This is a genomic window from Streptomyces sp. NPDC089919, assembly GCF_040684615.1.
GTDB lineage: Bacteria > Actinomycetota > Actinomycetes > Streptomycetales > Streptomycetaceae > Streptomyces.
The window spans coordinates 150,296-177,133 of the sequence record NZ_JBFBGK010000004.1 but is presented as its reverse complement, the minus strand read 5'-3'; the positions used below and the strand labels follow the sequence as shown (position 1 = coordinate 177,133).

General features: G+C 74.4%; 20 protein-coding genes and 1 other RNA gene. 15 read left to right on the top strand and 6 right to left on the bottom strand.

Translation table 11 applies throughout. The annotated features are described in order from the left end of the window. Positions 1–274 precede the first annotated feature (274 nt). Positions 275–3,436 (bottom strand): FHA domain-containing protein, encoded by a 3,162-nt coding sequence (locus AB0O40_RS03585; protein WP_365035193.1) that lies wholly within the window; start codon positions 3,434–3,436, stop codon positions 275–277. Positions 3,437–3,808: 372 nt separating this feature from the next. On the opposite strand from AB0O40_RS03585, the gene AB0O40_RS03580 reads away from it, so the two are divergent. Beyond that, on the top strand, positions 3,809–5,584 hold the full coding sequence (locus tag AB0O40_RS03580; protein ID WP_365035191.1) for a protein kinase: 1,776 nt from the start codon (positions 3,809–3,811) through the stop codon (positions 5,582–5,584). Positions 5,585–5,765: 181 nt separating this feature from the next. Next, positions 5,766–7,010 carry a serine/threonine-protein kinase gene (locus AB0O40_RS03575; protein WP_365035189.1) on the top strand — a complete coding sequence of 415 codons (1,245 nt, stop codon included), beginning with the start codon at positions 5,766–5,768 and terminating at the stop codon, positions 7,008–7,010. A 186-nt stretch (positions 7,011–7,196) separates the two neighbouring features. Here AB0O40_RS03575 and AB0O40_RS03570 read toward each other — a convergent pair whose 3' ends face one another. Then, positions 7,197–8,228: a 2-oxoglutarate and iron-dependent oxygenase domain-containing protein gene (locus AB0O40_RS03570; protein ID WP_365035187.1), complete on the bottom strand. Its 1,032-nt coding sequence runs from the start codon at positions 8,226–8,228 to the stop codon at positions 7,197–7,199. Between the two features lie 314 nt (positions 8,229–8,542). On the opposite strand from AB0O40_RS03570, the gene prfB reads away from it, so the two are divergent. Further along, the gene (prfB, locus tag AB0O40_RS03565; protein WP_365035185.1) at positions 8,543–9,655 is read left to right on the top strand and encodes a peptide chain release factor 2; all 1,113 of its coding nucleotides are present in this window, start codon (positions 8,543–8,545) and stop codon (positions 9,653–9,655) included. A gap of 113 nt (positions 9,656–9,768) precedes the next feature. Here prfB and AB0O40_RS03560 read toward each other — a convergent pair whose 3' ends face one another. Then, positions 9,769–9,954 (bottom strand): hypothetical protein, encoded by a 186-nt coding sequence (locus tag AB0O40_RS03560; protein ID WP_365035184.1) that lies wholly within the window; start codon positions 9,952–9,954, stop codon positions 9,769–9,771. A 235-nt stretch (positions 9,955–10,189) separates the two neighbouring features. Between AB0O40_RS03560 and ftsE the strand changes: the two genes are divergently transcribed. The 5 genes from ftsE to ssrA all read left to right on the top strand — a co-directional run bounded on the left by ftsE (position 10,190) and on the right by ssrA (position 14,061). Then, entirely contained in the window at positions 10,190–10,879 is a 690-nt protein-coding gene (gene ftsE / locus AB0O40_RS03555; RefSeq protein WP_365035182.1) for a cell division ATP-binding protein FtsE, read from the top strand. A gap of 18 nt (positions 10,880–10,897) precedes the next feature. Next, complete coding sequence (gene ftsX / locus AB0O40_RS03550; protein WP_365035180.1) at positions 10,898–11,821, top strand: permease-like cell division protein FtsX; 924 nt, start codon at positions 10,898–10,900, stop codon at positions 11,819–11,821. A gap of 67 nt (positions 11,822–11,888) precedes the next feature. Then, on the top strand, positions 11,889–13,064 hold the full coding sequence (locus AB0O40_RS03545; protein ID WP_365035178.1) for a S41 family peptidase: 1,176 nt from the start codon (positions 11,889–11,891) through the stop codon (positions 13,062–13,064). 18 nt (positions 13,065–13,082) lie between these two features. Further along, a complete protein-coding gene (gene smpB / locus AB0O40_RS03540; protein ID WP_365035176.1) occupies positions 13,083–13,568 on the top strand; it encodes an SsrA-binding protein SmpB in 486 nt (161 codons plus the stop codon). A gap of 100 nt (positions 13,569–13,668) precedes the next feature. Continuing rightward, positions 13,669–14,061, top strand: a transfer-messenger RNA (tmRNA) gene (gene ssrA / locus AB0O40_RS03535). A gap of 51 nt (positions 14,062–14,112) precedes the next feature. Here the strand turns inward: ssrA and AB0O40_RS03530 are convergent. From AB0O40_RS03530 to AB0O40_RS03520, 3 genes are all read right to left on the bottom strand, one after another. Continuing rightward, positions 14,113–15,378: a cytochrome P450 gene (locus AB0O40_RS03530; protein WP_365035174.1), complete on the bottom strand. Its 1,266-nt coding sequence runs from the start codon at positions 15,376–15,378 to the stop codon at positions 14,113–14,115. 108 nt (positions 15,379–15,486) lie between these two features. Next, positions 15,487–15,801 (bottom strand): hypothetical protein, encoded by a 315-nt coding sequence (locus AB0O40_RS03525; RefSeq protein ID WP_365035172.1) that lies wholly within the window; start codon positions 15,799–15,801, stop codon positions 15,487–15,489. Positions 15,802–16,026: 225 nt separating this feature from the next. Beyond that, positions 16,027–17,316 carry an MFS transporter gene (locus AB0O40_RS03520; protein WP_365035170.1) on the bottom strand — a complete coding sequence of 430 codons (1,290 nt, stop codon included), beginning with the start codon at positions 17,314–17,316 and terminating at the stop codon, positions 16,027–16,029. Positions 17,317–17,401: 85 nt separating this feature from the next. On the opposite strand from AB0O40_RS03520, the gene AB0O40_RS03515 reads away from it, so the two are divergent. From AB0O40_RS03515 to AB0O40_RS03485, 7 genes are all read left to right on the top strand, one after another. Then, positions 17,402–18,382: a LysR family transcriptional regulator gene (locus AB0O40_RS03515; protein ID WP_365035168.1), complete on the top strand. Its 981-nt coding sequence runs from the start codon at positions 17,402–17,404 to the stop codon at positions 18,380–18,382. A gap of 144 nt (positions 18,383–18,526) precedes the next feature. Beyond that, positions 18,527–19,888 carry a nitrate/nitrite transporter gene (locus AB0O40_RS03510; protein WP_365035166.1) on the top strand — a complete coding sequence of 454 codons (1,362 nt, stop codon included), beginning with the start codon at positions 18,527–18,529 and terminating at the stop codon, positions 19,886–19,888. Positions 19,889–20,007: 119 nt separating this feature from the next. Then, the gene (locus AB0O40_RS03505; RefSeq protein WP_365035164.1) at positions 20,008–21,159 is read left to right on the top strand and encodes a uroporphyrinogen-III synthase; all 1,152 of its coding nucleotides are present in this window, start codon (positions 20,008–20,010) and stop codon (positions 21,157–21,159) included. A 39-nt stretch (positions 21,160–21,198) separates the two neighbouring features. Continuing rightward, positions 21,199–21,747 (top strand): GNAT family protein, encoded by a 549-nt coding sequence (locus AB0O40_RS03500; RefSeq protein ID WP_365035162.1) that lies wholly within the window; start codon positions 21,199–21,201, stop codon positions 21,745–21,747. Between the two features lie 123 nt (positions 21,748–21,870). Then, positions 21,871–22,452, top strand: a complete 582-nt coding sequence (locus tag AB0O40_RS03495) for an ABATE domain-containing protein (protein ID WP_365035160.1) — start codon at positions 21,871–21,873, stop codon at positions 22,450–22,452. A gap of 70 nt (positions 22,453–22,522) precedes the next feature. Further along, a complete protein-coding gene (locus tag AB0O40_RS03490) occupies positions 22,523–24,841 on the top strand; it encodes a UvrD-helicase domain-containing protein (protein ID WP_365035158.1) in 2,319 nt (772 codons plus the stop codon). Between the two features lie 450 nt (positions 24,842–25,291). Next, entirely contained in the window at positions 25,292–26,725 is a 1,434-nt protein-coding gene (locus AB0O40_RS03485) for an NAD-dependent malic enzyme (protein WP_365035156.1), read from the top strand. The last annotated feature ends 113 nt before the right edge of the window (positions 26,726–26,838 follow it).

Sequence of the window (26,838 nt, the reverse complement as noted above, 5' to 3'; positions counted from 1 at the left end):
GGCCTACCGGGAGATCCTGGCCGGTCTGCGGCAGCGGCCGGAGGACGAGCGGCTTCGCCGTGGCCCTCCGGGCCATCCCAGGCCCGGGCCTGCCTCCGGACCAGCCTGCCACACCCCGTCAAGGGGCTGCCCCACACACCACGGACGGCCTGGGGGGCGTAGTTGTGAAGCCCCGCCGGCGTTTGAGGCGCGGGGTCCGGGGGCGGAGCCCACCGGTTTCGGGAAAGGGGCGGGTAGGGGACCAGCTCCGCGCAGCGGCCACCCCCCACCCCCCCTACGGCGCCGCCGGAAACAGCACCGGCACGGCCGACACCAGATGCGAGGCCCGGTCCAGCGCGCTCGCCAGCAGCGCCAGATCTGTAGGGCCGTTGCCCAGTTCCCGGACCGGCCGTCGCGTCGGCGGGTCGCCCATCCGGTCCCACTCGAGCGGGACGACCGTCGGCCGCTGGGTGGCCGTCCGCGGGATGCGGCCGGTCACCCGGCCGCCCTGGAAGGGCGTGGTCCGGCCGTCGGCGTGCCGCAGGACGCCCCGGCCGGGGGCCGGCGCGTCCGGCCCGCTGCCGGTGGGCGCCGCGTCCAGCGTCACCCGCAGGCCCGCGGCCCGGGCCAGCTCGGTCTCGGCCGTCCGCTCCGGCCGGGCGGTGGTCGCGACCAGGTGCACCCCGAGCCGGGCGCCCTCCCGGGCCACCGCCTCCAGGGCCCGCACCACGGACCCCGCGGCCGGCCGGCCCGTACTGCCCAGGGCCGGGGCGACCAGCGCGTCGAAGTCGTCGACCAGTACCACCAGCCGCGGCAGCGGCGTCGGCCCCGCCTCGGTCCGGACCGCGGCCGACCGCAGCCGCAGGGTGCCCGACCGGGCCGGGTCCAGGTCCCCGCGCAGCTCCGCCGCGCTCGGCCGGTCCTCGGCCGTCGCCGGCTGCCGGGGCGCCACCAGCCGCCCGGAGACCGTCGCCCCCGCGCGCTGCGCGTGCCACTCGGCGAAGGACAGGCCGTCCAGCAGCTCCGCCCGGCGCTTGAGCTCGGCGCCCAGCGCCTGGGCGAACTCCCGCATCCGCAGCGGGTCGGAGGCGATCAGGTGGGCCGAGACGTGCGGCAGCTCGGTACAGGGCGCCAGGCCCTCGCCGCGCTCCCCGCCCGCGCCGTCGAGCAGGACCAGGCCGAGCCGGTCCGGCCGGCCCGCGGCCGAGAGCGAGGCCGCGACCGAGCGCAGCAGCTCGGTCCGGCCGCTGCCGGGCGGGCCCTCGATCAGCAGGTGCGGTCCCTCGGCGACCAGCTCGGCCCCCACCGGGCCGCGCCGGCCGCTGCCGAGCACCACCTCGGCGTGCCCGCCGACCGCCTGGCCCTGGTCCGTGGCCGCCGCCCACCGCGCCATCAGCGAGGCCGGGGTGGCCCGGGCCAGGCCCAGCTCGTCCAGCAGCCGGGCCGCGGCGGGCAGGCTGGCGGCGGCCGGCCGGCGCGGTCCGGGCCCGGTGGCCTCGGCCCGCAGCGGGGCCAGCGCCCGGGCGAACCGCTCGGCCCAGGCGGCCGAGACGGCGTCGGCCGTGGTCAGCTCGCCGTGCCCGGCGGGCCGGCCGCCGCGGACCGGCAGCACCCGGACGGCGGTGGCGACGTCCCCGCTGAGCAGCGCGGCGGTACCGCACTCGCGGAAGGCGGGGGAGGCCTGGCAGGCCAGTTCGTAGGACTCGGCGACCGGTGAGGCGGCCGAGGCGGCCGGCACCTCGGCCAGGCACAGCAGGTGGATGCCGGCGGCCGGGCCGTGCCCGGCCAGCCGGGCGGTCACGTCCCGCAGCGGGCCCGGGCCCGGATCGCCGTCCAGCACGACGACCGTGCGCGGGCCGCGGTAGGAGGCGGCGGCCTGCGCCACCGCCTCCTTCGGCTGGGAGGCCCACTGCGGGCCGAGGGCGCTGTCGTCCAGGCGGCGGGTGAGCTCGGCGGTCCGGGCGGCGGCCTGGTCCTTGTCGAAGGCGAGCAGCAGCCGGCAGTCCTGGCCGTGCGCCGGGCGCAGGTGCGGGAGCCAGCCGGTCCAGGCCCACTGCGCGCGCCGGTCCGGCAGCGGCCGGGCCCGGTCGGTGCTGATCAGCACGATCTCCAGGTCGTGCGGGGCGTGCAGGACGGCGAGCTGGGCCAGCACGGCCCGGGCCAGCCCCGCGAGCCGGGGGGCCGGTCCGGCCAGGCCCAGCCCGCCGCTCTCGCGCAGTCGCACCGCCACGCCGTGCCCCAGCCGCAGCTCGAGCGCGTCGGGATGGTCCTGGCCGCGCTCCCAGAGACGGGGCCCGGGGCCCAGCGCGGTGAGCAGCAGCTCGGCGGCGTCCGGGCGCAGGTCGACCACGGGCGGCACGGCCTCGGGCGGCGCGCCGGGCCCCTCCAGGGGCTCCTCCTGGCCGTCCCGGGCCGTCGTCCACCGACGTGCCCACGCGCCGATGCCCCGGCGGCGCCCGTCGCGCCGGCCGGGCGTACCGCGGCCCTCGTCGGGGGCGTCGCCGCCGGGCGCCTGGGTGTCGGCCGGGCCCGGCGGGGGCCCCGGGTACGGCTCCGGTGCGTGCGGCCGGCCGCCGGGCGGTGCCTCGGGGTGGGGCACCGGGCCCTGCGGGTGGCCGGCGTACGGCTCCGGGGCGTACGGGTCGGCGTACGGGTCGACCAGGTGGGTCTCGGAGCTGACCGGGCCGCCCGGGCGGTACCGGGCGGGCGGCTGACCGGCCCCCGTGCCCGGTGAGGGGTGCTGGCGGGCCGCCGGGATGTAGGCCTCCGGCTCCCGGGCGGGGCGGTGGCTCTCCGCCGGCCCGCCGCCGGGGGCGGCCGCCCGGGTGGTCACGCGGAGGTGGCCCTCCGAGTCGGGGGTGGTGGCGAGGGCGGGGGCGGGGGTGCCGGGGGTGAGGCGGAGGGTGGACTCGCCCACCCGCAGCAGGGCGCCGGGCCGCAGCGGCACCGGGGAGCCGCCCAGCGGGACCCCGTCGAGGGCGGTGCCGTTGGTCGAGCCGAGGTCGGCCACCGAGACCCGTCCGTCCTCGCCGACCGTCACCGCGCAGTGCAGCCGCGAGACGTCGGGGTCGTCGAGCGGGACGTCGGCGTCGGCGGACCGGCCGACCCGGATCTGGCCGCCGTGCAGCAGGTGGACGCCGCCCGCGTCGGGGCCGGCGACGACGTGGAGCTGGGCCGGGGCCTCGCCGGCCGGGTCCTCCTCCGCCACCGGCGCGTGCAGCGCCAGGACCGCGCCGTCCACCAGCGGGGGCTCGCCGAGCACGCGTCTTTGCGGGTCCAGGCGCTCCTGGCCGGCGTAGAGGATGACCGTGCCGCCCGTGTCGGGGCCGCCGACGGTCGCGGCCAGGCCGGAGGCCACCGCGGAGAGCGGGGTCCCGGCCGGGGCCGTCACGAGCACGTCACAGGTCGCGGTCTGGTGGCCGCTGCGCGGCCCGAGGACGGTCAGCCGGATCTGCATCGCCGTCAGCGGTCCCTTCTGCGCGGTGCACCCGGCAGGGAAAGGGCCGGCCTGCTGCCCGTGACTCCCCCCACCCGGCACGGACGCGTCGCCCGGTCAGGTCTGCCGGACCCCGGGGCTCCCGACCCCGTGGTTCCGTCTGGGTGCATCCTCGCACCTGCCACCGACAACACGCCCGGCACCCGGCAATAAATGATCTTGATCGATCTTCCGACCGCACAAATCCGGACGGAGAACGCGTACGAATCGCCCTCGCGGCATTCACCCTCCGCACGCATGTCCGGCAACCATCACCCGGACGCGGACGTCTTCCCGGGAGCCACCCCCTAAAGTGGGCCGGAACGACGTACAAGACAGCAGGGAGCCCGTGCCGTGCGGCCAGTCGGCAGTAAGTACCTCCTGGAGGAGCAGCTCGGACGGGGCGCCACCGGGACCGTCTGGCGTGCCCGCCCGACCGCGAGCGCGGGCGCCGCGGGCGGCCCCGGCGAGACCGTCGCCATCAAGGTCCTCAAGGAGGAGCTGGCCCAGGACGCCGACGTCGTGATGCGCTTCCTGCGCGAGCGCTCGGTCCTGCTGCGGCTCACCCACCCCAACATCGTGCGCACCCGCGACCTGGTGGTCGAGGGCGACCTGCTCGCCCTCGTCATGGACCTGGTCGACGGCCCCGACCTGCACCGCTACATCCGGGAGAACGGCCCCTTCACCCCCGTCGCGGCCAGCCTGCTCACCGCGCAGATCGCCGACGCGCTGGCCGCCAGCCACGCCGACGGCGTGGTCCACCGCGACCTGAAGCCGGCCAACGTCCTCCTCGACGAGAGCGACGGCCGGATGCGCCCGATGCTCACCGACTTCGGCATCGCCCGGCTGGCCGACTCCCCGGGCCTGACCCGCACCCACGAGTTCGTCGGCACCCCCGCCTACGTCGCCCCCGAGTCCGCCGAGGGCCGCCCGCAGACCTCCGCCGTCGACATCTACGGCGCCGGCATCCTGCTGTACGAGCTGGTCACCGGCCGGCCGCCGTTCGCCGGCGGCACCGCCCTCGAGGTCCTGCACCGGCACCTGAGCGAGGACCCCCAGCGGCCCCCGACCATGGCCGAGCCGCTGTGGACCGTGATCGAGCGCTGCCTGCGCAAGGAGCCCGACGAGCGGCCCAGCGCGGAGAGCCTGGCCCGCGCGCTGCGCGTGGTCGCCGCCGGCATCGGGGTGCACTCCTCGCCGGCCGAGTCCGAGGCGGCGCTCGGCGTCGCGGCGCTGCTCGCCCCGGACCCGTCGCCCGCGCCGGTGCCGGAGACGCCGGGCGCCGCCGACCCGACCCAGGTACTGCCCACCGGCTCCGCCGCGCCCTTCGACCCCTACGACCCGAACGCCGCGACCAGCGTGCTGCCGCCCATCGGCGCGCCCGGCCAGCCGGGCTCCGAGGACGCCACCTCCGTGCTGCCGCCGGTCGGCGCCGGCGGGCCCGTCGCCGACCCCACCGCGGTCATGCCGCCGGTCCAGCGGCCGGACGCGCCGCACCCGTGGCAGTCGCAGCTCCAGGCCGCCCGGGACCGCAACGAACAGACCCAGATCCAGTACCTCGACCCCAGCGAGGACCCCCTGCGGCGCCGCCCGCAGCGGCAGGCCCCGCCGCCGGCCCAGCGCCCCCGCCCGCAGCAGCAGCCGCCGCACCAGCAGCAGCCCTCGCAGTACCGCCAGGGCCCGCCGCCGGGGCAGTACCAGCAGCCGCAGCAGCCCTACCCGCCGCAGCCGCCGCACTACCAGGCGCCCCCGCAGCAGCAGGCCCAGCCCTACCGGCAGGCGCCGCCGCCCGCGTACCAGCAGCCGGCCCCGGCCTACCAGCAGCCGCAGCAGCACCAGCCCCCGCAGGCGCCCTACCAGGCGCCCCCGCAGCAGCCGCCGGCCCGCGCGCCGCGCGAGCCGCGGCCGCGCAGCGCCAACCCGATGCGCATCCCGGGGCTGGGCTGCCTCAAGGGCTGCCTCTTCACCGTCCTGCTGTTCTTCGTCGCGGGCTGGCTGGTCTGGGAGCTGACCCCGCTCCAGGACTGGATCGGCACCGGCAAGGGCTGGTGGGACCAGCTCTGGACGTGGGGCTCGGACATCGTCGACTGGGTCGGCGACCTCGGCAGCACCGGCGGCAGCGGCTCGTAGGGACCGCCCCGGCACCGGCCGGGGCCCCCACGACACCCCCGATAGCGCCGAGTTCGTGGATTTGTCGACTTCTGGGACGTGATTTCGCCCGCAGAAGTGAAGGTCGCCGCGATCCGGGGCGTGCAACCCCCTCCTGGCCGCGTAGTTTTGGTGCGGTACGCCAGCCGCTGAGGGAGCAGTCGTGGCACGGAAGATCGGCAGCCGTTACACCGCCCACCAGATCCTGGGGCGCGGCAGTGCCGGCACGGTGTGGCTCGGCGAGGGGCCCGACGGGCCCGTCGCCATCAAGCTGCTCCGCGAGGACCTCGCGTCCGACCAGGAGCTGGTCGGACGGTTCGTCCAGGAGCGCAGCGCCCTGCTCGGCCTCGACCACCCGCACGTGGTCGCCGTCCGGGACCTCGTCGTGGACGGCAACGACCTCGCGCTCGTCATGGACCTGGTGCGCGGCACCGACCTGCGCACCCGGCTCGACCGCGAGCGCCGGCTGGCCCCCGAGGCCGCCGTGGCGATCGTCGCCGACGTGGCGGACGCGCTGGCCCTCGCGCACCGGGCCGGGGTGGTCCACCGGGACGTCAAGCCGGAGAACGTCCTCCTCGACATGGAGGGTCCGCTCGGGCCCGGCGGCTCGCACCCGGCCCTGCTCACCGACTTCGGCGTCGCCAAGCTGATCGACACCCCGGGGCGGGCGGGGGCCCCGGCGGGCGCCCGTACCCGCATCATCGGCACGCCCGACTACCTGGCGCCGGAGATAGTGGAGGGGCTGCCGCCGCGCGCCGCGGTGGACATCTACGCGCTGGCGACCGTGCTGTACGAGCTGCTGGCCGGCTTCACGCCGTTCGGGGGCGGGCACCCGGGGGCGGTGCTGCGGCGGCACGTCACCGAGACCGTGGTCCCGCTGCCGGGCATCCCCGACGAGCTGTGGCAGCTGGTCGTCCAGTGCCTGGCCAAGGCGCCGGCCTCCCGGCTGCGGGCCTCCGAGCTGTCCGTCCGGCTGCGCGAGCTGCTGCCGTTGCTGGCGGGGATGCCGCCGCTGGACGTGGACGAGCCGGACGACCTCGAGGACCGGGAGCCGGAGTACGAGGAAGTGCCCGCGGCGGACGGTCCGGTACGGCGGCGGGGGGCGGTGCCGCTGGTACCGGGGTCCGGGTCGGGGGCCGACTCCAACCGCGACACGCATACGTCGATGCGGGTGCCGGGGCCGGACGAGCTGGCGGGGGGTGCGCTGGGGACGGCCCGGGTGCCGCGGCCGGCGGGCGCCCCCCGGCCGGGCTCCGCCCGGCACCGGGCCGAGACCGTGCGCAAGCGGCGGATCGCGCTGGGGGCGTCTGCGGTGGTCCTGGTCGCCGCGGCGGCCCTCGGCACCTGGGCCGCCACCTCCGACTCCGACACCCCACCCCAGGACACCCAACGCTCCGCCACCCCGTAACCGGTGGGCGGCTGCCCCCGGAGCCCCCGCACCGCCGCTGCGCGACGGTCGCCTCAAGCGCCGGCGGGGCTGGGTGTGCCGGGCGCAGCCCGGGCTCGCACCGCCGCTGCGCGACGGTCGCCTCAAACGCCGGCGGGGCTGGGTATGCGGGGCTCCGCCCCGGGCCCCGTACCGGCGGCAGGGGGCCTACGGCTCCAGGAGTTCGGGGTGCCAGCGGCGGGCTACTGCCGGGTGGGCGCGGACCCAGCCCTTCAGTTCGTTGCGGCCGTATTCGGCGTGCAGCGGATTCGAGGCGTCGTGGGCCACGCCCGGAGCGGACTTCAAGTAGTCCCCAGGAACGGTGTCGATCACCGCATCCAGCCGCGGGTTGTAGAAGAACGGCACGGAGAAACGTTCCACCGCCCCCGGCGGGCTGACCACCCGGTGGTCCGTGGCCGTCAGGTACCCCTCCGTCGCGATCTCCAGCAGCTCGCCCAGGTTCACCACGAACGCCCCTGGCATCGGCGGCACGTCCAGGTACCCGCCGTCCCGCACCACCTGGAGCCCCCCGATGCCGTCCTGGAGGAGCAGCGTCAGGAAGCCGTAGTCCTTGTGCGCACCGACCCCCTGCCCGGCGCCCGACGGCGCCGACCCGGGGTAGCGGATCAGCTTGGTGTGCAGGTGGGGGCGGTCGAAGGCCGCGTCGAAGAAGTCCTCCGGCGCCCCGATCGAGGCCAGCAGCTCCTTGAGCAGCCGGTGCGCCACCGCGGCCAGCCGCCGCTGCCACTCCAGCACCCCGGTCCGCAGCTCCGGCATCGCCGCCGGCCACTGGTTGGGGCCCTCCAGCCACAGGTAGGCCGGGTCCCCGGGTCCCACCTCCGGCGCCGGCCGCTCGGCCCCGACGTCGAGCTGGTCGCGCCAGTCCGAGTAGCCGCCGGTCAGCTCGTGCCCGATCCGGGTGTACCCGCGGAAGTGCGGGGAGTTCAGATTGCTGATCGCCAGCCGGTCGGCTTCCGGAAGGGCGAAGAAACTCCTGGTCAGCTCCAGGATCCGGGCGCTCTCGGCGTCGGTTATGCCATGACCGGTCAGGTGCAGGAAACCGGTGTCCCGGGCCGCGGCGTGCAGTTCCTTGCGGAACGCCTCGCGGGTGGACGGGTCATCGGCCTGGGAGAGGTCGAGCACCGGGAGGGACGCGGTCCGGTCGACGGGATCGACGGGAGAGGGGTGCGCGGACGACATGACGGCTCCGTTTCGGATGTCACGGGGCCCTGTTCCCCAGGGATGGCGGGGCGCAGCGGGTGGGAGGGGCCGACGGCAGGGTTGTGCCGTGGCCGGGGAGCCGCTGGGACAGGACCGGTATCGACGAAATTGACGAGCGGTGGTTCAGTCCGGCGGCGGACAGCTCATGGTGGTGACGCGCATGTAGTCCACGTGGCGCCGCATCACGAGCAGAAGAGTCATAAGCGACAGGGTACGCCCCGCCCGGAGCCCGGTCCCGGGCTCCGGGGCCACTCCCGGGGAACGCCGGGCGGCGCAACCGTTACGCTGGACCCGTGGCAGTCGTCGACGTATCCGAAGAGCTGAAGTCCCTCTCCTCGACCATGGGGTCGATCGAGGCCGTCCTGGACCTCGACAAGCTGAGGGCAGACATCGCCGTGCTCGAGGAGCAGGCCGCGGCCCCGTCCCTCTGGGACGACCCGGAAGCTGCCCAGAAGATCACGAGCAAGCTTTCGCACCTCCAGGCCGAGGTCCGCAAGGCCGAGACCCTGCGCGGGCGCATCGACGACCTCGCGGTGCTCTTCGAGCTCGCCGAGGAGATGGACGACCCGGACACCCGGGCCGAGGCCGAGACCGAGCTCACCGCCGTCCGCAAGGCGCTGGACGAGATGGAGGTCCGCACCCTCCTCTCCGGCGAGTACGCCGAGCGCGAGGCGCTGGTCAACATCCGCGCCGAGGCCGGTGGCGTGGACGCCTCCGACTTCGCCGAGCGCCTCCAGCGCATGTACCTGCGCTGGGCCGAGCGGCACGGCTACCCGACCGAGGTCTACGAGACCTCGTACGCCGAAGAGGCCGGCATCAAGTCGACCACCTTCGTCGTGAAGGCTCCGTACGCCTACGGCACCCTCTCCGTCGAGCAGGGCACCCACCGCCTGGTCCGCATCTCGCCCTTCGACAACCAGGGCCGCCGCCAGACCTCCTTCGCGGGCGTCGAGGTGCTGCCGGTCGTCGAGACCAGCGACCACGTCGAGATCGACGAGTCCGAGCTGCGCGTGGACGTCTACCGCGCCTCCGGCCCCGGCGGCCAGGGCGTCAACACCACCGACTCGGCCGTGCGCATCACGCACATCCCGACCGGCATCGTGGTCTCCTGCCAGAACGAACGCTCCCAGATCCAGAACAAGGCGAGCGCGATGAACGTCCTCCAGGCCAAGCTGCTCGAGCGGCGCCGCCAGGAGGAGCAGGCCAAGATGGACGCCCTCAAGGACGGCGGCAGCTCCTGGGGCAACCAGATGCGCTCCTACGTCCTGCACCCGTACCAGATGGTCAAGGACCTGCGCACCGAGTTCGAGGTCGGCAACCCGCAGGCCGTCCTCGACGGCGAGATCGACGGCTTCCTCGAGGCCGGCATCCGCTGGCGCAAGCAGCAGGAGACGACCGAGGGCTGATCCCCCGGCGTACGCGAGAAGGGCCCGGAGCGCTGCTCCGGGCCCTTCTGCGTGCTTCGTACGATCTCTCGTCCGGCCATACGATCGGAACGCGGCGGGGCGGCCGCGCGGGATCAGCGGGCCAGCAGGGCCACGGCAGCCACCAGAACGGCGAGGAGCGCTACGAGCGCCATCGGGTTCATACCGGCGAAGGGGCTCTGCTCCTGCTGGAGGCGCTCCCGATTCGCCCGGCACACCGGGCAGCGGCCCTGACTGACGGGTGCCGCGCAGTTCGCGCACACGAGCCGGTCATATGTCATGCGCTCTCCTCCTCTCGTCCCTCCACACAACGCGTACGGGAACGCGGGCGTTCCCCCTACCACTGTGCCAGCTCCGGGGACATTCGGCGCGGCCCGTCGGGTCAATCGGCATCCGTACCCGCTCCGGCCCGCCCGAGAACGCGGACATATCAGGCATCTCCGGTCACCGACTGCCACCCTCGCGCCAGGTCGCGTATGGTCACGCACACCTACTCCCGGCGACCGTGGTGCACCCGTGATCCGATTCGACAGCGTCTCCAAGTCCTATCCGAAGCAGAACCGTCCCGCACTGCGGGACGTGTCCCTCGAGATCGAGAAGGGCGAGTTCGTCTTCCTCGTCGGCTCCTCGGGCTCCGGCAAGTCCACCTTCCTGCGGCTGCTGCTCCGGGAGGAGCGCGCCAGCCACGGCCAGGTGCACGTCCTCGGCAAGGACCTCGCCAGACTCTCCAACTGGAAGGTGCCCCAGATGCGCCGCCAGCTGGGGACCGTCTTCCAGGACTTCCGCCTGCTGCCCAACAAGACCGTGGCGCAGAACGTCGCCTTCGCCCAGGAGGTCATCGGCAAGCCGCGCGGCGAGATCCGCAAGGCCGTGCCCCAGGTCCTCGACCTGGTCGGCCTCGGCGGCAAGGAGGACCGCATGCCCGGCGAGCTCTCCGGCGGTGAGCAGCAGCGCGTGGCCATCGCCCGCGCCTTCGTCAACCGCCCCAAGCTGCTGATCGCGGACGAGCCCACCGGCAACCTCGACCCGCAGACCTCCGTCGGCATCATGAAGCTGCTGGACCGGATCAACCGGACCGGCACCACCGTGATCATGGCGACCCACGACCAGCAGATCGTCGACCAGATGCGCAAGCGCGTCATCGAACTCGAACAGGGCCGTCTCGTGCGCGACCAGTCGCGCGGCGTCTACGGCTACCAGCACTGAAAGGCCTGAAGAGACGCCATGCGCGCCCAGTTCGTCCTGTCGGAGATCGGCGTCGGTCTCCGTCGCAATCTGACGATGACCTTCGCCGTCATCATCTCCGTGGCCCTGTCGCTGGCCCTGTTCGGCGGTTCCCTGCTCATGCGCGACCAGGTGAGCACCATGAAGGGCTACTGGTACGACAAGGTCAACGTCTCCATCTACCTCTGCAACAAGAACGAGGCCGAGTCGGGGACCAGTGCCACCTGCGCCAAGGGCGCGGTGACCGCGGACCAGAAGAAGCAGATCGAGGCCGACCTCAAGAAGATGGACCTGGTCGAGACCGTCCAGTACGAGTCCGCCGACCAGGCCTACAAGCACTACAAGGAGCAGTTCGGCGACTCCCCGCTGGTCACCTCGGTCACCCCGGACCAGATGCAGGAGTCCTTCCGGGTCAAGCTCAAGGACCCCGAGAAGTACAAGGTGATCACCACGGCCTTCGCCGGCCGTGACGGCGTGCAGTCCGTCCAGGACCAGCGCGGCGTGCTCGACAACCTCTTCTCGCTCCTCGACATCCTCAACAAGGCCGCGCTCGGCGTCATGCTCGTGATGCTGGTCGTCGCCCTGCTGCTGATCGTCAACACGGTGCGCGTCTCGGCCTTCAGCCGTCGGCGCGAGACCGGGATCATGCGCCTGGTCGGCGCCTCCAGCTTCTACATCCAGATGCCCTTCATCATGGAGGCCGCCTTCGCCGGGCTCATCGGCGCCGGCCTGGCCTGCGTGATGCTGGTGGCGGGCCAGTACTTCGTCATCGACCACGGCGTGTCCCTGGCCACGAAGCTCGAACTGATCAACTTCATCGGCTGGGACCACGTCATCACCAAGCTCCCGCTGGTGCTGGTCATCGGCCTGCTGATGCCCTCCCTGGCGGCCTTCGTGGCCCTGCGCAAGTACCTGAAGGTGTGACAAGGGCCCCGGCAGCACAACCGCCAACATCCGGTTCCGTGCCGGGGCTTGTCCTAGACTCGGCGCCATGCCGGGTGGCCCAGCCTTCGCTCTCCGGCCCCGCGACCTGCGTCGCGGGGCCGTTTTGACGTTGGTCTTCCTCGGTGTGCTGGGTACCGCGGCCGCCACCGGCTGCTGGGACCGGGACACCCCGGCGGACCCGGTCCCGCAGGCGCACGGCCGCGCCGCCGCCACCGGCTACCGGGAGGCGGTGGAACGCGCCGCCGCCCAGGCCGTGGCCGACGGCAAGTCCGGCAAGCAGGCCGCCGAGGACGTGGTCAGCCGCAGCGGCGACCGCTGGGGGGCCGTCTACGACCACGCCGAGTACGCCGAGTTCGAACAGGCCCTCGGCGGCCACTACACCGGCGTCGGCCTCTTCGTGGAACGCGCCGCCGACGGCACGGTCACCCTCACCCGCCTCCAGTCCGGCGGCCCCGCCGCCCGGGCCGGCCTGCGCCCCGGCGACCGGCTGGTGAGCGTCGACGGCCGGGCCGTCACCGGGCTGCGGCCCGGCCAGGTGACCGCCCTGCTGCGCGGCGACGCCCGGCGGGCCCGGCCCGGCAGCCCGGTCGTCCTGGTCCTCCGGCGCGGCGGGCACACCTGGACCCGGACCCTGCACCGGGCCCGGCTGAGCACCGAGCCGGTCACCGTCCAGCGGCTGCCCGGCGGGGTCCTGCTGATCAAGGTCTCCTCCTTCACCCGCGGCTCCGGCGCCCGGGTCCGGTCGGCCGTCAAGGCCGCCCCCGCCGGCGCCGGCGTCATGCTCGACCTGCGCGGCAACCGCGGCGGCCTGGTCACCGAGGCGGTCTCGGCCGCCTCCGCCTTCCTGGACGGCGGCCTGGTCGCCACGTACGACGTCCGCGGTGACCAGCGCGCCCTGTACGCCGACCGGGGCGGGGACACCGGCCGGCCGCTGGTGGCCCTGGTGGACGGCGGCACCATGAGCGCGGCCGAGCTGGTCACCGGCGCCCTCCAGGACCGCGGCCGCGCGGTGACGGTCGGCACCCGCACCTTCGGCAAGGGCTCGGTGCAGATGCCGACCGCGCTGCCGGACGGCTCGGTGGCCGAGCTGACCGTGGGCCACTACCGCACCCCGGCCGGCCGCAGCCTCGACGGCCGGGGCATCAACCCGGACCTGGTGGCGGCCGACCGCACCGAGGAGCAGGCCCGTGGAGTATTGGGTGGCCTCGGGGTGGCCCGGTAGTGCGAAAATGACCGCACTATGGCTAAGGAAAAAGGGCGCAAGCTGATCGCCCAGAACAAGAAGGCGCGGCACGACTACACGATCCTCGACACCTACGAGTGCGGTCTGGTGCTCACCGGCACCGAGGTGAAGTCGCTGCGCCAGGGCCGGGCCTCGCTGGTGGACGGCTTCGTGCAGATCGACGGCGGCGAGGCGTGGCTGCACAACGTCCACGTGCCGGAGTACAGCCAGGGCACCTGGACCAACCACAGCGCCCGGCGCCGGCGCAAGCTGCTGCTCCACCGGGTCGAGATCGACAAGCTGGAGTCCAAGGCGCAGGAGTCGGGTCACACGATCGTGCCCCTGTCGCTGTACTTCAAGGACGGCCGGGCCAAGTGCGAGATCGCGCTGGCCAAGGGCAAGAAGGAGTACGACAAGCGGCAGACCCTGCGCGAGAAGCAGGACCGGCGCGAGACGGACCGGGTGATCTCCGCGGTCAAGCGCAAGGAGCGGGCCACGCTCTGAGCCGGCCGGGGCGGAATGCGCTGGCACCCGCCCGCGTTGTTCCCGTACGATGTGCGCGTACCCCCGATGGAGCGGTGGTACGACCTTGATAAATCAACATGGGGATGATCGGTTTCGACAGCGGATGTCGAAGCAGGGGAAGCGAGCCGAGGAAGCGGCAATGATCTCGTTAACCACGTGTCGCAACCAATAATCGCCAACTCCAAGAGCGATAACACCCGCTTCGCCCTCGCTGCCTAATTTTAGGTAACGAGTAGAAGCCTCTGTGAGGTGCGTCAGCCCGGGGATGGTCCCGACCCGGATCCTGGCGTCATTTAGGGATCTAAACCTCTAGCCCCGGTCACGGGGGCCTGAGGGAAATCAAACAGTGACTGAGCCCGTCGGAGACTTGTCCGTGTGATCTCCGGGGCCGAGAAAATCGCAGCGGACTGCGCTCGGAGAAGCCCTCCTTTTCCACCGTTGGACGCGGGTTCGATTCCCGCCATCTCCACTCATCCCATGTGGCCGAAGGCCCCGCCCCCCGACTGAGGGGGCGGGGCCTTCGTCATGCCCGCTTCGGGGCCGGGCGGACGGGGAGGGTGTGGACGCTGTTGCCGATGAAGCTGCGCTGGTGGGGGAGGGTGGGCTCGGGGACGGCGAGGTCGAGGCCGGGGTAGCGGGTGAAGAGGCGTTCCAGGGCGATGGTCGCTTCGAGGAGGGCGAGCGGGGCGCCGACGCAGTAGTGCGCGCCCTGGCCGAAGGAGAGGTGCCGGGCCGCGCCGGGCCGGGTGACGTCGAAGCGGTCGGCGTCCGGGCCGTGGAAGGCGGTGTCGCGGCCGGCGGCGGTGTAGCCGGCCAGGACCGGGGTGCCGCGCGGGACCAGGGTGCCGCCGAGCTCCAGGTCGCGGGTGGGGTAGCGGAAGGGGAACCAGCTGACCGGGCCGTCCCAGCGCAGCGTCTCGTCGACCACGTCCGACCAGCCGGCCCGGCCGGCCAGGACCAGGTCCAGCTGGTCGCGGTGGGTGCACAGGGCGCGGACGGCGTTGCTGATGAGGTTGAGGGTGGTCTCGTGGCCGGCGACCAGCATCAGCCGCATGGTGCCGATGAGTTCGGCCTCGCTGAGCCGGTCGCCGTCGCCCTCGCGGGCGGCGATCAGGGCGCTGGTCAGGTCCTCGCCGGGGGCGGCCCGGCGGGTGGCGGCGACGGTGCCGAGCAGCCCGACGAGCTCCCGGACGGCGGCCGTCACCTCGGCCGGGGTGGTGTCGGTGGCGATGATCACGGTGTACGTGAGGTCGTGGAGGCGGTCCCGGTGCTCGGGGTCCACGCCGAGCAGTTCGCAGATGACGCTCATCGGGAGCGGCAGGGCGAAGTGGGTGCGCAGGTCGGCGACGCCGTCGGGGTCCTGGGCCGCGGCCCGGCCGAGGTCGTCGAGGAGGCCGTCGGTCAGCTCCTCGATGCGCGGTCGCAGCCGCTCGACCTGGCGGGCGGTGAAGGCGTTGCCGACCAGGGAGCGCAGCCGGCGGTGGTCGGCGCCGTCGGCGGTGTGCATGCCCTGGGCGTCGGCGAAGACCCGCAGCGGCCAGTCGGCGGGGATGCTGCCGTCGCGCAGGGCCGGGCAGTGGCGGGCGTCCTTGGCCACGTCGGGGTGGGACAGGAACTCCTTGAGGGCGTCGTGCCCCAGCACCACCGCGGCGGGCACCCCGCCGGGCAGCACCACCTCGGCGACGGGCCCGCGGGCCCGCAGCTCGGCGTTGAGCGCGTGCGGGCAGCCGCCGGCCGGGTCGACGACGTGGGCGGGGACGGGGACGTGAGCGGGTGACTGCGAGGACATGCCGGGCTCCTGACCGTACGGGCGGGTGACCGGGCAACTGTGCGACGCCGGCGACCGGTTGGGAAGGACGCCGGGGCGGGGTGGATGGTTCCGGGGGCGGTCCGGAGGTCAGCTCTCGGGCGGGGTGTCCGTGCGGGTGAGGATGCCTTGGGCGTTGCGGACGTAGACGCGGGTGCGGTTCTTCTCGAGTTTGGCCTCGACCTCGTTCTGGAGGTCGTGGCCGGTCATCTCGGCCAGGGCGGTGAGGTAGAGGAACACGTCGGCCAGTTCCTCGCCGGCGTCCGGGAGCCTGCGCCGCCAGGCGGTGAAGGCCTCGCCCACCTCCGCGGTCAGGAGCCCGAACTCCAGGGCCACATCGGTGGTGTTGAAGCCCTTGGCGAGCTTGTTCTGCCAGGCCAGGCGTTGGGCCGTGCGGATGTCCATGCGGTGCTCCGGGTGTGCGGTGGGGCGGCGGCCCGCAGGGTAGTCCGGGGCGGCTCGCGACCTGCCGGAGCACGGCTGGAGCACGGGCGGGGCGCGGGCCCCGGGCCCTGGGCAGGCCCCGGATCCCGGGCGGCCCGCCGGTCGGTCCGCGTAGTGGTGGCGCGCCTTGAGGATCTTCCCTTCCTTGTCGTCCGCCCGGTGGACGAGGCGGTGTTCGTCGTCGCCTCAGGCGCGCGGTCGGCGGAGTTGGGGGAGGGTGAGGGCGAAGGCAGTGAGGGCGGCGAGGGCGGGGGTGGCGTAGGCGGGGGAGGGGCCGAGGTGGTCGACGGCGGTGCCGCCGGTGGCGGCGCCGGCGGCGATGCCGGCCAGGAGGGCGGTGACGGCCAGGGTCATGCCCTCGTTGAGCCGGCCCGCCGGGGTCAGGCGCTGCACCAGGCCCATGCCGGTGACCATCGTCGGGGCGGTGGCCATGCCGGCCGCGAGCAGGGCGCAGGCCAGCGGGGCCACCGCTCCCGTGGCCGAGGCGGCCAGCGGCAGGCTCATCAGGGCGGTCATGGCCGCCACGCAGCCCACCAGCCGCCGCCCCGGCGACCCGGCCGGGCGCAGCGTCCCGTACGCCAGTCCGGCCAGGCAGGAGCCCAGCGCCTGGAGGGCGAGGACCGGCCCGGCGCCGGCCGAGAGGCCGTGGGCGTCGAGGTAGGCGATCGAGACCACCTCCATCGAGCCGAAGACCGCCCCCATGGCCAGGAACATCACCAGCAGCGGGCGCATCCCCGGCGCCCGCAGCGGGGAGCCGCCCCGGCCGGCCCGGGGCGCGACCGGCGGCTCGGTGGCGCGCTGGGCGCAGAACAGCAGCATCCCGCCGAGCAGCAGGGCCGCCCCGGTGAGGGTGCCCGCCTCCGGGAAGAGCGTCCCGCTCAGCAGCGCCGCGAGCACCGGGCCGAGCAGGAAGCACAGCTCGTCGGCGGCCTGCTCGAAGGAGTCGGCGGCGTGCTTGGCCGCCGGGTCCGACCGCAGCAAATGGGCCCAGCGGGCCCGGGAAAGACCGCCGGTGTTGGGGGTGGTCGCGGTGGCGGCGTAGGCGGCGAAGAGCGTCCAGTCCGGGGCGCCGGTGCGCACGCACAGGGCGAGGGCCAGCGAGCCGAGGACGGCGAGGACGGTCGCCGGGAGCGCGATCCGGGCCTGGCCGTAGCGGTCGACCAGCCGGGCGGTGAAGGGCGCCACCACCGCGGTGGCGGCCAGCCCGGTGGCGGTGACCGCCCCGGCCAGGGCGTACGAGCCGCGCTGCCCGGCGATCATCATGACGGCGCTGACCCCGAACATGCCCATGGGGAGCCGGGCCAGCAGGTTCCCCGCGGTGAAGGCGCGGGCCCCCGGGGTGCGCAGCAGCCGCCGGTAGGGGCCGGCGGCGCGGGTGCGGCGGCCGGCCGCGGCGGGGGCGGCGGCGGTCCGGCGCGCGGCCGCGGCGGGGGCGGCGAGGACGAGGGTCGAGCCGGAGACGGTCATGAGCGGCATGACGATCATGCTGCGGGCGGGTCCCGCCCGGGGTCCAACACCTGATCGGGGCGGATTCACGCACCTGCGTTGTTAACCTCTCCCGGTGATCCCCGACCTCGACCCCCGGCTGTTGCGCGGCTTCCTCGCCGTCGCCGAGGAGCTGCACTTCACCCGGGCCGCCGCCCGCCGGTATGTCGCCCAGCAGGCCCTCAGCCGGGACGTCCGGCGGCTCGAAGGGGCCCTGGGCGCCGAGCTGTTCGTCCGCAGCACCCGGCAGGTGTCCCTCACCCCCGAGGGCGAGCGGCTGGTGCCGTACGCGCGCCGGGTGCTGGACGCGTACGAGGACCTGGCCGCGGCCTTCGCGGGGGCGGGTGCCGGGGCCCGGCCGCTGCTGGTCGACCTGAACACCGACGGCCCCGGCACCGGGCGCCTGGTCCTGGACCGGGCCCGCGAACTGGCGCCCGGCTGCGAGCTGATGGCGCGGTTCGAGAGCGGGCTCACGCACGCCGCCGCCGAGATCGCGGCCGGCCGGCTCGACGTCTCCTTCGGCCGGGTCGCCGGCCTCGACCCCGCCCTCCGGGCCCGCCTGGACCACCGGCCCGTCCGGTACGAGCCGCTGGCCGTGCTGCTGCCCGAGGGGCACCCGCTCGCCGGGGCCGGGACGCTGCCGCTGGCGGCCCTGGCGGGGGAGCGGGTCTACGCCGGGGCCGGCAACCCGCGCACCCTGGAGTGGACCGACCTGGCCCGGCGGCTGTTCGACGGCCGCGGCATCGCCCTCGCCCCGCCCGCGCCGGTGGCCGTGGGCAAGGAGGAGTTCCGCCGGGTGATGGCCAAGACCCGCACCCCGGTCCTGGCCACCGTCGGTTTCACCGACCTGCCGGGGACCGTCAAGGTGCCGCTGGTGGACCCGGTACCGCTGTCCGCCGTCTCCCTGGTCTGGCGCCGGGGCCTGGCCCACCCGGGCCTGGACGCGCTGCGCTCCGCCGCCGCCGGCCTGGCCGCCGCGCACGGCTGGCTGGACCGGCCGCCGGGCAGCTGGCTGCCCCCGGAGGACGCCGGGGCCATGGCCCTCCCGGTGCCGTAGCCGCCCCTCCCCGCGCCCGGGGCTCACACCGGCCCCGCCCCCCGGGGTGAGAGCAACGTTCCGCAGCGGTCATCGGACGGCACTGCACCGAAACGCGGTTTTCCTACGGTTCAGTGCGACGGACACGAGAGCTGGGGAGGCGTGATGGCTGCAGGGCGCACCGGGGGCCGCTGGATCGAGCGGTGGGACCCCGAGGACGAGGTCTTCTGGCGGGACACCGGCGAGCGGGTCGCCCGCCGCAATCTCGTCTACTCCGTGCTCTCCGAGCACATCGGCTTCTCCATCTGGTCGATCTGGTCCGTCATGGTGCTCTTCATGGGGCCCGGCTACGGCATCGACCCGGCCGGCAAGTTCTTCCTGATCGGCACCGCCACCCTGGTCGGCGCCTTCGTCCGGATCCCTTACACCTTCGCCGTCGCCCGCTTCGGCGGCCGCAACTGGACGGTCTTCAGCGCCCTCCTGCTGCTCGCGCCCACCACCGCCGCCTTCCTGGTGATGGAACCGGGCACCTCCTACGGGACGTTCCTCCTGGTCGCCGCGCTCACCGGGGTCGGCGGCGGCAACTTCGCCTCGTCCATGACCAACATCAACGCCTTCTTCCCGCTCCGCAAGAAGGGCTGGGCGCTGGGCCTGAACGCCGGCGGCGGCAACATCGGCGTGCCCGTGGTCCAGCTGGCCGGCCTGCTGGTCATCGGCACCGCCGGGGCCGGGCACCCGCGGATCCTGCTCGGCGCGTACGTCCCGCTGGTGCTGCTCGCCGCCGCCCTGTCCTGGCGGAACATGGACAACCTCGCGCCGGTCCGCAACGACACCGGGGCCGTCAAGGAGGCCCTGCGCGAGGGCCACACCTGGATCATGGCCTTCCTCTACGTCGGGAGCTTCGGCTCCTTCATCGGGTACGGCTTCGCCTTCGGCCTGGTCCTCCAGACGCAGTTCGGCCGTACCCCGCTGCAGGCCGCCTCCTTCACCTTCATCGGCCCGCTGCTCGGCTCGCTGATCCGGCCGGTCGGCGGCGCCCTGGCGGACCGCTTCGGGGGCGCCCGGATCACCCTCGGCACCTTCGTCGCCATGGCCGCCGCCACCGGGGTGGTGATCCTCGCCGCCGTCCGCGAGTCGCTGCCGGTCTTCCTGGTCGGCTTCATCGCCCTCTTCGTGCTGAGCGGGCTCGGCAACGGCTCGACGTACAAGATGATCCCCGGCATCTTCCAGAACAAGGCGCTGGCCCGGGGCATGAGCGGCGAGGCGGCCGCGGCCTACGGCCGCCGGCTCTCGGGGGCCGCGATGGGGCTGATCGGGGCCGTCGGCGCGCTCGGCGGCCTGGGCATCAACCTGGTCTTCCGGGAGGCCTTCCTCGCCACCGGCAGCGGCACCCGCGCCTTCGTCACCTTCCTCGGCTTCTACGCGCTGTGCTGCGCGCTCACCTGGGCGGTATACCTTCGCCGGACCCCCGGCAGCACCGTGGTGGCCTCGAACGCGGAGGCGAAGCCGCAGCTCAGCACGGTCTGAGCGGGCGCGGACGAAACCGTGGTTAACCGCGGTGAAATACCGGTGATCCGAGTCTGTCACGCCCCGTTGGCAGGCTCGGAGACGCCGTACCACCCCTTTGCGCAAGGCAGGGACCCGCGATGGACGAGACCACACACGACACCCCGGCCGGCCCGCTGGCCGGCTTCACGATCGGCGTCACCGCCGCCCGCCGGGCCGACGAGCTCGGCGTCCTGCTGCGGCGCCGGGGCGCCGACGTCCTGCACGCGCCCGCGCTGCGGATCGTGCCGCTCGCCGACGACGGGGAACTGCTCGCCGCCACCAAGGAGCTGATCGGGCACGCCCCGGACACCGTGGTCGCCACCACCGCCATCGGCTTCCGCGGCTGGGTCGAGGCCGCCGACGGCTGGGGGGTGGGCGAGGACCTGCTGGCCCGGCTGCGGGGGGCCCGGCTGCTGGCCCGGGGGCCCAAGGTCAAGGGCGCCATCCGGGCGGCCGGGCTGACCGAGGAGTGGTCGCCGGACTCCGAGTCGCTGGCCGAGGTCCTGGACCGGCTGCTGGGGGAGGGGGTGGCCGGCCGCCGCATCGCCCTCCAGCTGCACGGCGAACCGCTGCCGGGGTTCGTGGAGGCGCTGCGCGACGGCGGCGCCGAGGTGGTGGTGGTCCCCGTCTACCGGTGGCTGCCGCCGGAGGACCCGGGACCGCTGGACCGGCTCCTGGACGCGCTGGTCGCGGGCTCCCTGGACGCCGTCACCTTCACCTCGGCGCCGGCCGCCGCCTCGCTGCTCTCCCGGGCCGGGGAGCGGGGGCTGCTCCCCGCCGTGCTCGGGGCGCTGTGCGGCGAGGTGGTGGCGGCGTGCGTGGGGCCGGTGACCGCGCTGCCGTTGCAGGCCCACGGCATCGAGACCGTGCAGCCCGAACGGTTCCGGCTCGGCCCGCTGGTGCAGCTCCTGTGCCGGGAACTACCCGCCCGGGCGCGGACGTTGCCGGTGGCGGGTCACCGGGTCGAGATCCGGGGGCACGCCGTCCTGGTCGACGCGGACCTGCGGCCGGTGCCGCCGGCCGGCATGGCCCTGCTGCGGGCGCTGGCCCGCCGGCCGGGCTGGGTGGTGGCCCGGGCGGAGCTGCTGCGCACCCTGCCGGGCGCCGGCCGGGACGAACACGCGGTGGAGACCGCGATGGCCCGGCTGCGGGCCGCCCTCGGCACCCCGAAGCTGATCCAGACGGTGGTCAAGCGCGGCTACCGGCTCGCGCTGGACCCGGCCTCGGACGCGAAGTACGCCGACGACTGAGGTCTGTTCGCCGGGCCCGGTCCGCCGTACCGTACCGGCATGATCATCGCTGAGGGAGTGGAACTGCGGGAACTCCGGCCGGGCGACGCGGCCGGGCTGGCGGCGGCCCTGACGCGCAGCCGGGAGCACATGGCCCCCTACGAGCCGGTCCGGCCGCCGGAGTTCTACACCGAGCGCGGCCAGGCCGAACGCATCGAGGGGCTGCTGGCCGAGCGGGACGGCGGCCGGATGCGGCCCTTCGTCCTGGCCGACACGGCCACCGGGCTGCCGGTGGGCACGATCAACCTCGGCAGCATCGTCCACGGCCCGCTGTGCAGCGGCGGGGTGGGCTACTGGGTCGACGTGGACCGGGCCGGCCGGGGGCTGGCCACCGCGGCCGTCGAGGAGGTCTGCCGGATCGCCCGCGACGAGGTCGGCCTGCACCGCGTCGAGGCCGGCACCACGACGTACAACACCGCCTCCCAGCGCGTCCTCGCCAAGTGCGGCTTCGTCCGCTACGGCACCGCCCCCAAGTACCTCCACGTCAACGGCGCCTGGCGCGACCACCACCTCTTCCAGCGCCTCCTCCACGACGCCGACCCGTCCTGAGCGGCCCGAGCCGCCCTCGAGGAAATGTGCGCGGTCGGTGGGGTTCCGGTCGGGGGTGGGGACGGGCACTCTGGGAGGGCTGACAGGTACTCAGCGGGGGCCCTTTGAGGCGGTGACAGGCGCATGGCTGCGGGCGTGGGCTCGTACGGGCTGTGGTTCGAATCCGGGCGGGTCTGCCTGGACCTGGTGAACACCGCCGGGCCCGGGGAGCAGCTGGGTGAGGCGCCCCGGCTGCGGGAGTGGCTGGCCGGGGCCGGCCTGGTGCCGCCGGGCACGCCGCTGGAGCGGGTGGGGTACGACTGGCTGCCCGCCTTCCGGGCCCTGCGCGGGGACCTGGCCGAGCTGGTGGCGGCCCACCTGCGGGGCGGCCCGGCCGGCGAGGCCCTGGAGCGGGTCAACGCGCTCGCGCTCGCCGCACCCCCGGTGCCGTGTGCGGTACGCGGGGCCGGCGGGGGCCTGGTACGCGAGCTGCGCGGGGCCGGACGGGCGGCGATGCTGGCCGCCGTGGCCCGGGACGCCGTCGAACTGCTGACCGACCCCGAGGCACTGGCCCTGCTCCGGGCCTGCGACGGCGACGGCTGCACCCGGGTCTACCTCGACACCTCCCGGGGCCACCGCCGCCGCTGGTGCAGCAGCGGCCTGTGCGGCAACCGCGAGCGGGTCGCCCGGCACCGCCGCCGGACGCTGGCGGCCGGATCCGCGTAGCGCAGCGCGTGGCCCGCGCCGGCAGGGGGTACCTTTGACGGTCGCCCAGTACGTCAGAAGGGGGCCTTCGGTGGCCGCGCAGGATGCCACGGCAGACGCCACGGCAGAGACCGTCCGCGATCGGGAGATCGCCGTCGAGCAGCGTCATCTGGACCAGGTGTACCGCCGCCTCGAGGAGAAGATCCACGAGGCGGAGTTCCTGATGGACGACGCGGCCAAGCGCGGCCAGGTCGGGACGCCGGGGGCGCTCGCCGAGCGCGACGCCCAGGTCTTCCGGGCCGGGATCCACCTCAACCGGCTCAACAACGAGTTCGAGGACTTCCTCTTCGGCCGCATCGACCTCGTCCTCGGCAAGGACGGCGAGCGGGGCCCCGACGGCGCCTACACCTCGGTCCAGCCGGCCGAGGACGCGCTGCGCGAGGACCTGACCGCGGACATCGCCGAGACCCTGCACATCGGCCGCATCGGCGTGCTCGACGCCGACTACTCGCCGCTGGTCATCGACTGGCGCGCGCCGGCCGCCGCGCCCTTCTACCGGTCCACCCCCAAGGACCCGGGCCGGGTCCTGCGCCGCCGGGTGATCCGCTCCAAGGGCCGCCAGGTGCTCGGCGTCGAGGACGACCTGATGCGCCCCGAGTACACCGCCTACCTGGACGGGGCCGAGCTGCCCGCCATCGGCGACGGCGCCCTGATGGCCTCCCTCGGCCGGGCCCGCACGCACACGATGCGCGACATCGTCTCCTCCATCCAGGCCGAGCAGGACCTGGTCATCCGGGCCCCCGCCGCCTCCGTCGCGGAGGTCTCCGGCGGCCCCGGCACCGGCAAGACCGCGGTCGCCCTGCACCGCGCCGCCTACCTGCTCTACCAGGACCGGCGGCGCTACTCCGGCGGCATCCTGATCGTCTCCCCGACCCCGCTGCTGGTGGCCTACACCGAGGGCGTGCTGCCCTCGCTCGGCGAGGAGGGCCAGGTCGCCATCCGCGCCCTGGGCTCGCTGGTCGACGGCGCCGAGGCGACCACCTACGACGAGCCCGCGGTGGCCCGCGTCAAGGGCTCCTCCCGGATGCTCAAGGTGCTCCGCAAGGCCGTCCGCGGGGCCCTGGAGCTCGGCGGCCCGGCGGGGCAGGCCCCCGAGCGGCTGCGGGTGGTGGCCTTCAGCCGCCGCCAGGAGCTGGAGGCGCCCGAGCTGGAGCGGATCCGGCAGTCCGTCCTCGGCGGCACCGCCCCGGTGAACCTGCTGCGCCCGCGCGCCCGCAAGCTGCTGCTGGACGCCCTGTGGGCCAAGTCGGGCGGCGCGAACCGGCACACCGACCCCGAGCTGGCGGCCGAGCTGCGCTCCGGCTTCGACGAGGACGTCTCCACCGAGGACGCGTTCCTGGAGTTCCTGGACGCCTGGTGGCCCGAGCTGGCGCCGCGCCGGGTCCTCGCGGCGATGGCCGACGAGAAGCGGCTGAACCGCTGGGCCCGCCGGATCCTCAACCCGCGCGAGACCCGCCAGCTGGCCCGCTCGCTGCGCCGGCTGGGCCCGGACGGCGCCGGCCCCCTGTCGGTGCACGACGTGGCGCTGCTGGACGAGCTCCAGGGCCTGCTGGGCGCCCCCGCCCGGCCGCGCCGCAAGCGCGAGCTCGACCCGCTGGACCAGCTCACCGGTCTGGAGGAGCTGATGCCCCGCCGCGAGGAGACGCAGTGGGAGCGGGCCGAGCGGCTGGCCGCGGAGCGCACCGAGTACGCGCACGTGATCGTGGACGAGGCGCAGGACCTGACGCCGATGCAGTGGCGGATGGTCGGCCGCCGCGGCCGGACCGCGACCTGGACGGTGGTGGGCGATGCGGCCCAGTCCTCCTGGACCGTGCCGGAGGAGGCCGCGGAGGCCCGGGACGAGGCGCTGGGCAGCCGGCCGCGCCGCCGGTTCACGCTGACCGTGAACTACCGCAACCCGGCCGAGATCGCCGAGCTGGCCGCCAAGGTCCTGGCGCTGGCCATGCCGGGGATGGAGTCGCCCACCGCGGTCCGCTCCACCGGCGTGCGGCCGCGGTTCGCCGCGGCCGGCCCGGACCTCGGGGCCTCGGTCCGGGAGGAAACGGTCCGGCTGCTGGAGCAGGTGGACGGCACGGTCGGCGTGGTCGTGGCCATGGACCGGCGGGCCGAGGCCGCCCGCTGGCTGGCCGACCTGGGCGACCGGGCGGTGGCCCTGGGCAGCCTGGAGGCCAAGGGCCTGGAGTACGACGCCACGGTCGTGGTCTCGCCCGCGGAGATCGCGGACGAGTCCCCGGCGGGCCTGCGGGTGCTGTACGTGGCGCTGACCCGCGCCACCCAGCAGCTGACGGTCGTCTCCGCGGCCGCCGACCGTCCCGACGCCGCGGGCGTGCCCGAGCTGCTGCGCGACTGATCCGGGGCTCCGGCCGACTGCTCCCCGGGCCCGCGCGGGCCGTGAACTGCGCCGATCGGTCCACCTGGTGGGCAAGTCGGCGCAGAGGGGGCCGCTTCCGGGGAAGGTTTGTTAGCCTGGGTACGACACCGGCTCGATCCAAGCCCCCGGGCCCAACCTTCGTCGCCTAGAGCGACCACTTGCCGCGAGGCGAGCATGGCGGGTCGGTGTCTTAGACGTATGAACAGGTCCGCGCCCTCCCTCCGGGGAGGGTGCGGACCTTTTTTGTGCCCGGCCGCCCTTCCGCCACCCCCGGGTATCTCGTATGGTGGAAAAGTCTTTCCGAAGTTTGTAGCTGGTTACCTTGTACCGGCGGGTAGGTGGGACGATCGGACAACACGTCCTGCCGCGTGCGCGCGGGGTCAGGGGGGCGTGCGCAAGCAAAGCAAGGGAAAGAAGAGGAACACGGCCATGGCAACGGCGCCCAGCGTCTCGTACTCGATGACGGTCCGCCTGGAGGTGCCCGCGAGCGGAACCGCGGTCTCCCAGCTCACCACCGCCGTGGAGTCCTCCGGCGGCTCTGTCACCGGTCTCGACGTGACCGCATCGGGTCACGAGAAGCTCCGTATCGACGTCACCATCGCGGCGACCTCCACCGCGCACGCCGACGAGATCGTCGGGAAGCTGCGGGAGATCGAGGGCGTCAGCCTCGGCAAGGTCTCCGACCGCACCTTCCTGATGCACCTCGGCGGCAAGATCGAGATGGCGTCCAAGCACCCCATCCGCAACCGAGACGACCTCTCGATGATCTACACCCCCGGCGTGGCCCGGGTGTGCATGGCGATCGCCGAGAACCCCGAGGACGCCCGCCGCCTCACCATCAAGCGCAACTCCGTCGCGGTCGTCACGGACGGCTCCGCGGTGCTGGGCCTGGGCAACATCGGCCCCAAGGCCGCGCTGCCCGTCATGGAGGGCAAGGCGGCCCTCTTCAAGCGCTTCGCCGGCATCGACGCCTGGCCGATCTGCCTGGACACCCAGGACTCCGACGAGATCGTCGCGATCGTCAAGGCCATCGCCCCCGGCTTCGCGGGCATCAACCTCGAGGACATCTCCGCGCCGCGCTGCTTCGAGATCGAGGCCCGGCTGCGCGAGGCCCTGGACATCCCGGTCTTCCACGACGACCAGCACGGCACCGCCATCGTGGTGCTCGCCGCCCTCACCAACGCGCTCCGCGTGGTCGGCAAGGGCATCGGCGACGTGAAGGTCGTCATGTCCGGCGCCGGCGCGGCCGGTACGGCCATCCTGAAGCTGCTGCTGGCCGCCGGGGTCAAGACCGCCGTGGTCGCCGACATCCACGGCGTGGTGCACGCCGGCCGTCCCGACCTGGTCGACGCGGACGCCGAGTCGCCGCTGCGCTGGATCGCCGACAACACCAACCCCGAGGGCTACACGGGCACCCTGAAGGAGGCCGTGGTCGGCGCCGACGTCTTCATCGGCGTGTCGGCCCCGAACGTCCTGAACGGCCAGGACGTCGCGGCCATGGCCGAGGGCGCGATCGTCTTCGCGCTCGCGAACCCGGACCCGGAGGTCGAGCCCTCGATCGCCCGCGAGACGGCGGCAGTTGTGGCCACCGGCCGCTCCGACTTCCCCAACCAGATCAACAACGTGCTGGTCTTCCCGGGTGTCTTCCGCGGCCTGCTGGACGCGCAGTCCCGGACGGTGAACACCGACATGATGCTGGCCGCCGCGAGCGCGCTGGCGGACGTCGTCTCCGAGGACGAACTGAACCCGAACTACATCATTCCTTCGGTGTTCAACGACAAGGTCGCCGGCGCGGTCGCGGGCGCCGTCCGCAACGCCGCCAAGGCCGCCGGAGCCGTTGTGACGGGCCCCACGTCCGCCTGACCCACGGCGCGTCGTGAGTCGCGGCAGCCACGCGGCCCCTCTAGGGTTGCGTGGATGCCCGAGCCGGTCGGCACACCGTCGCCAGCGACGGACGGAGCGTCACCGCGGCGTGA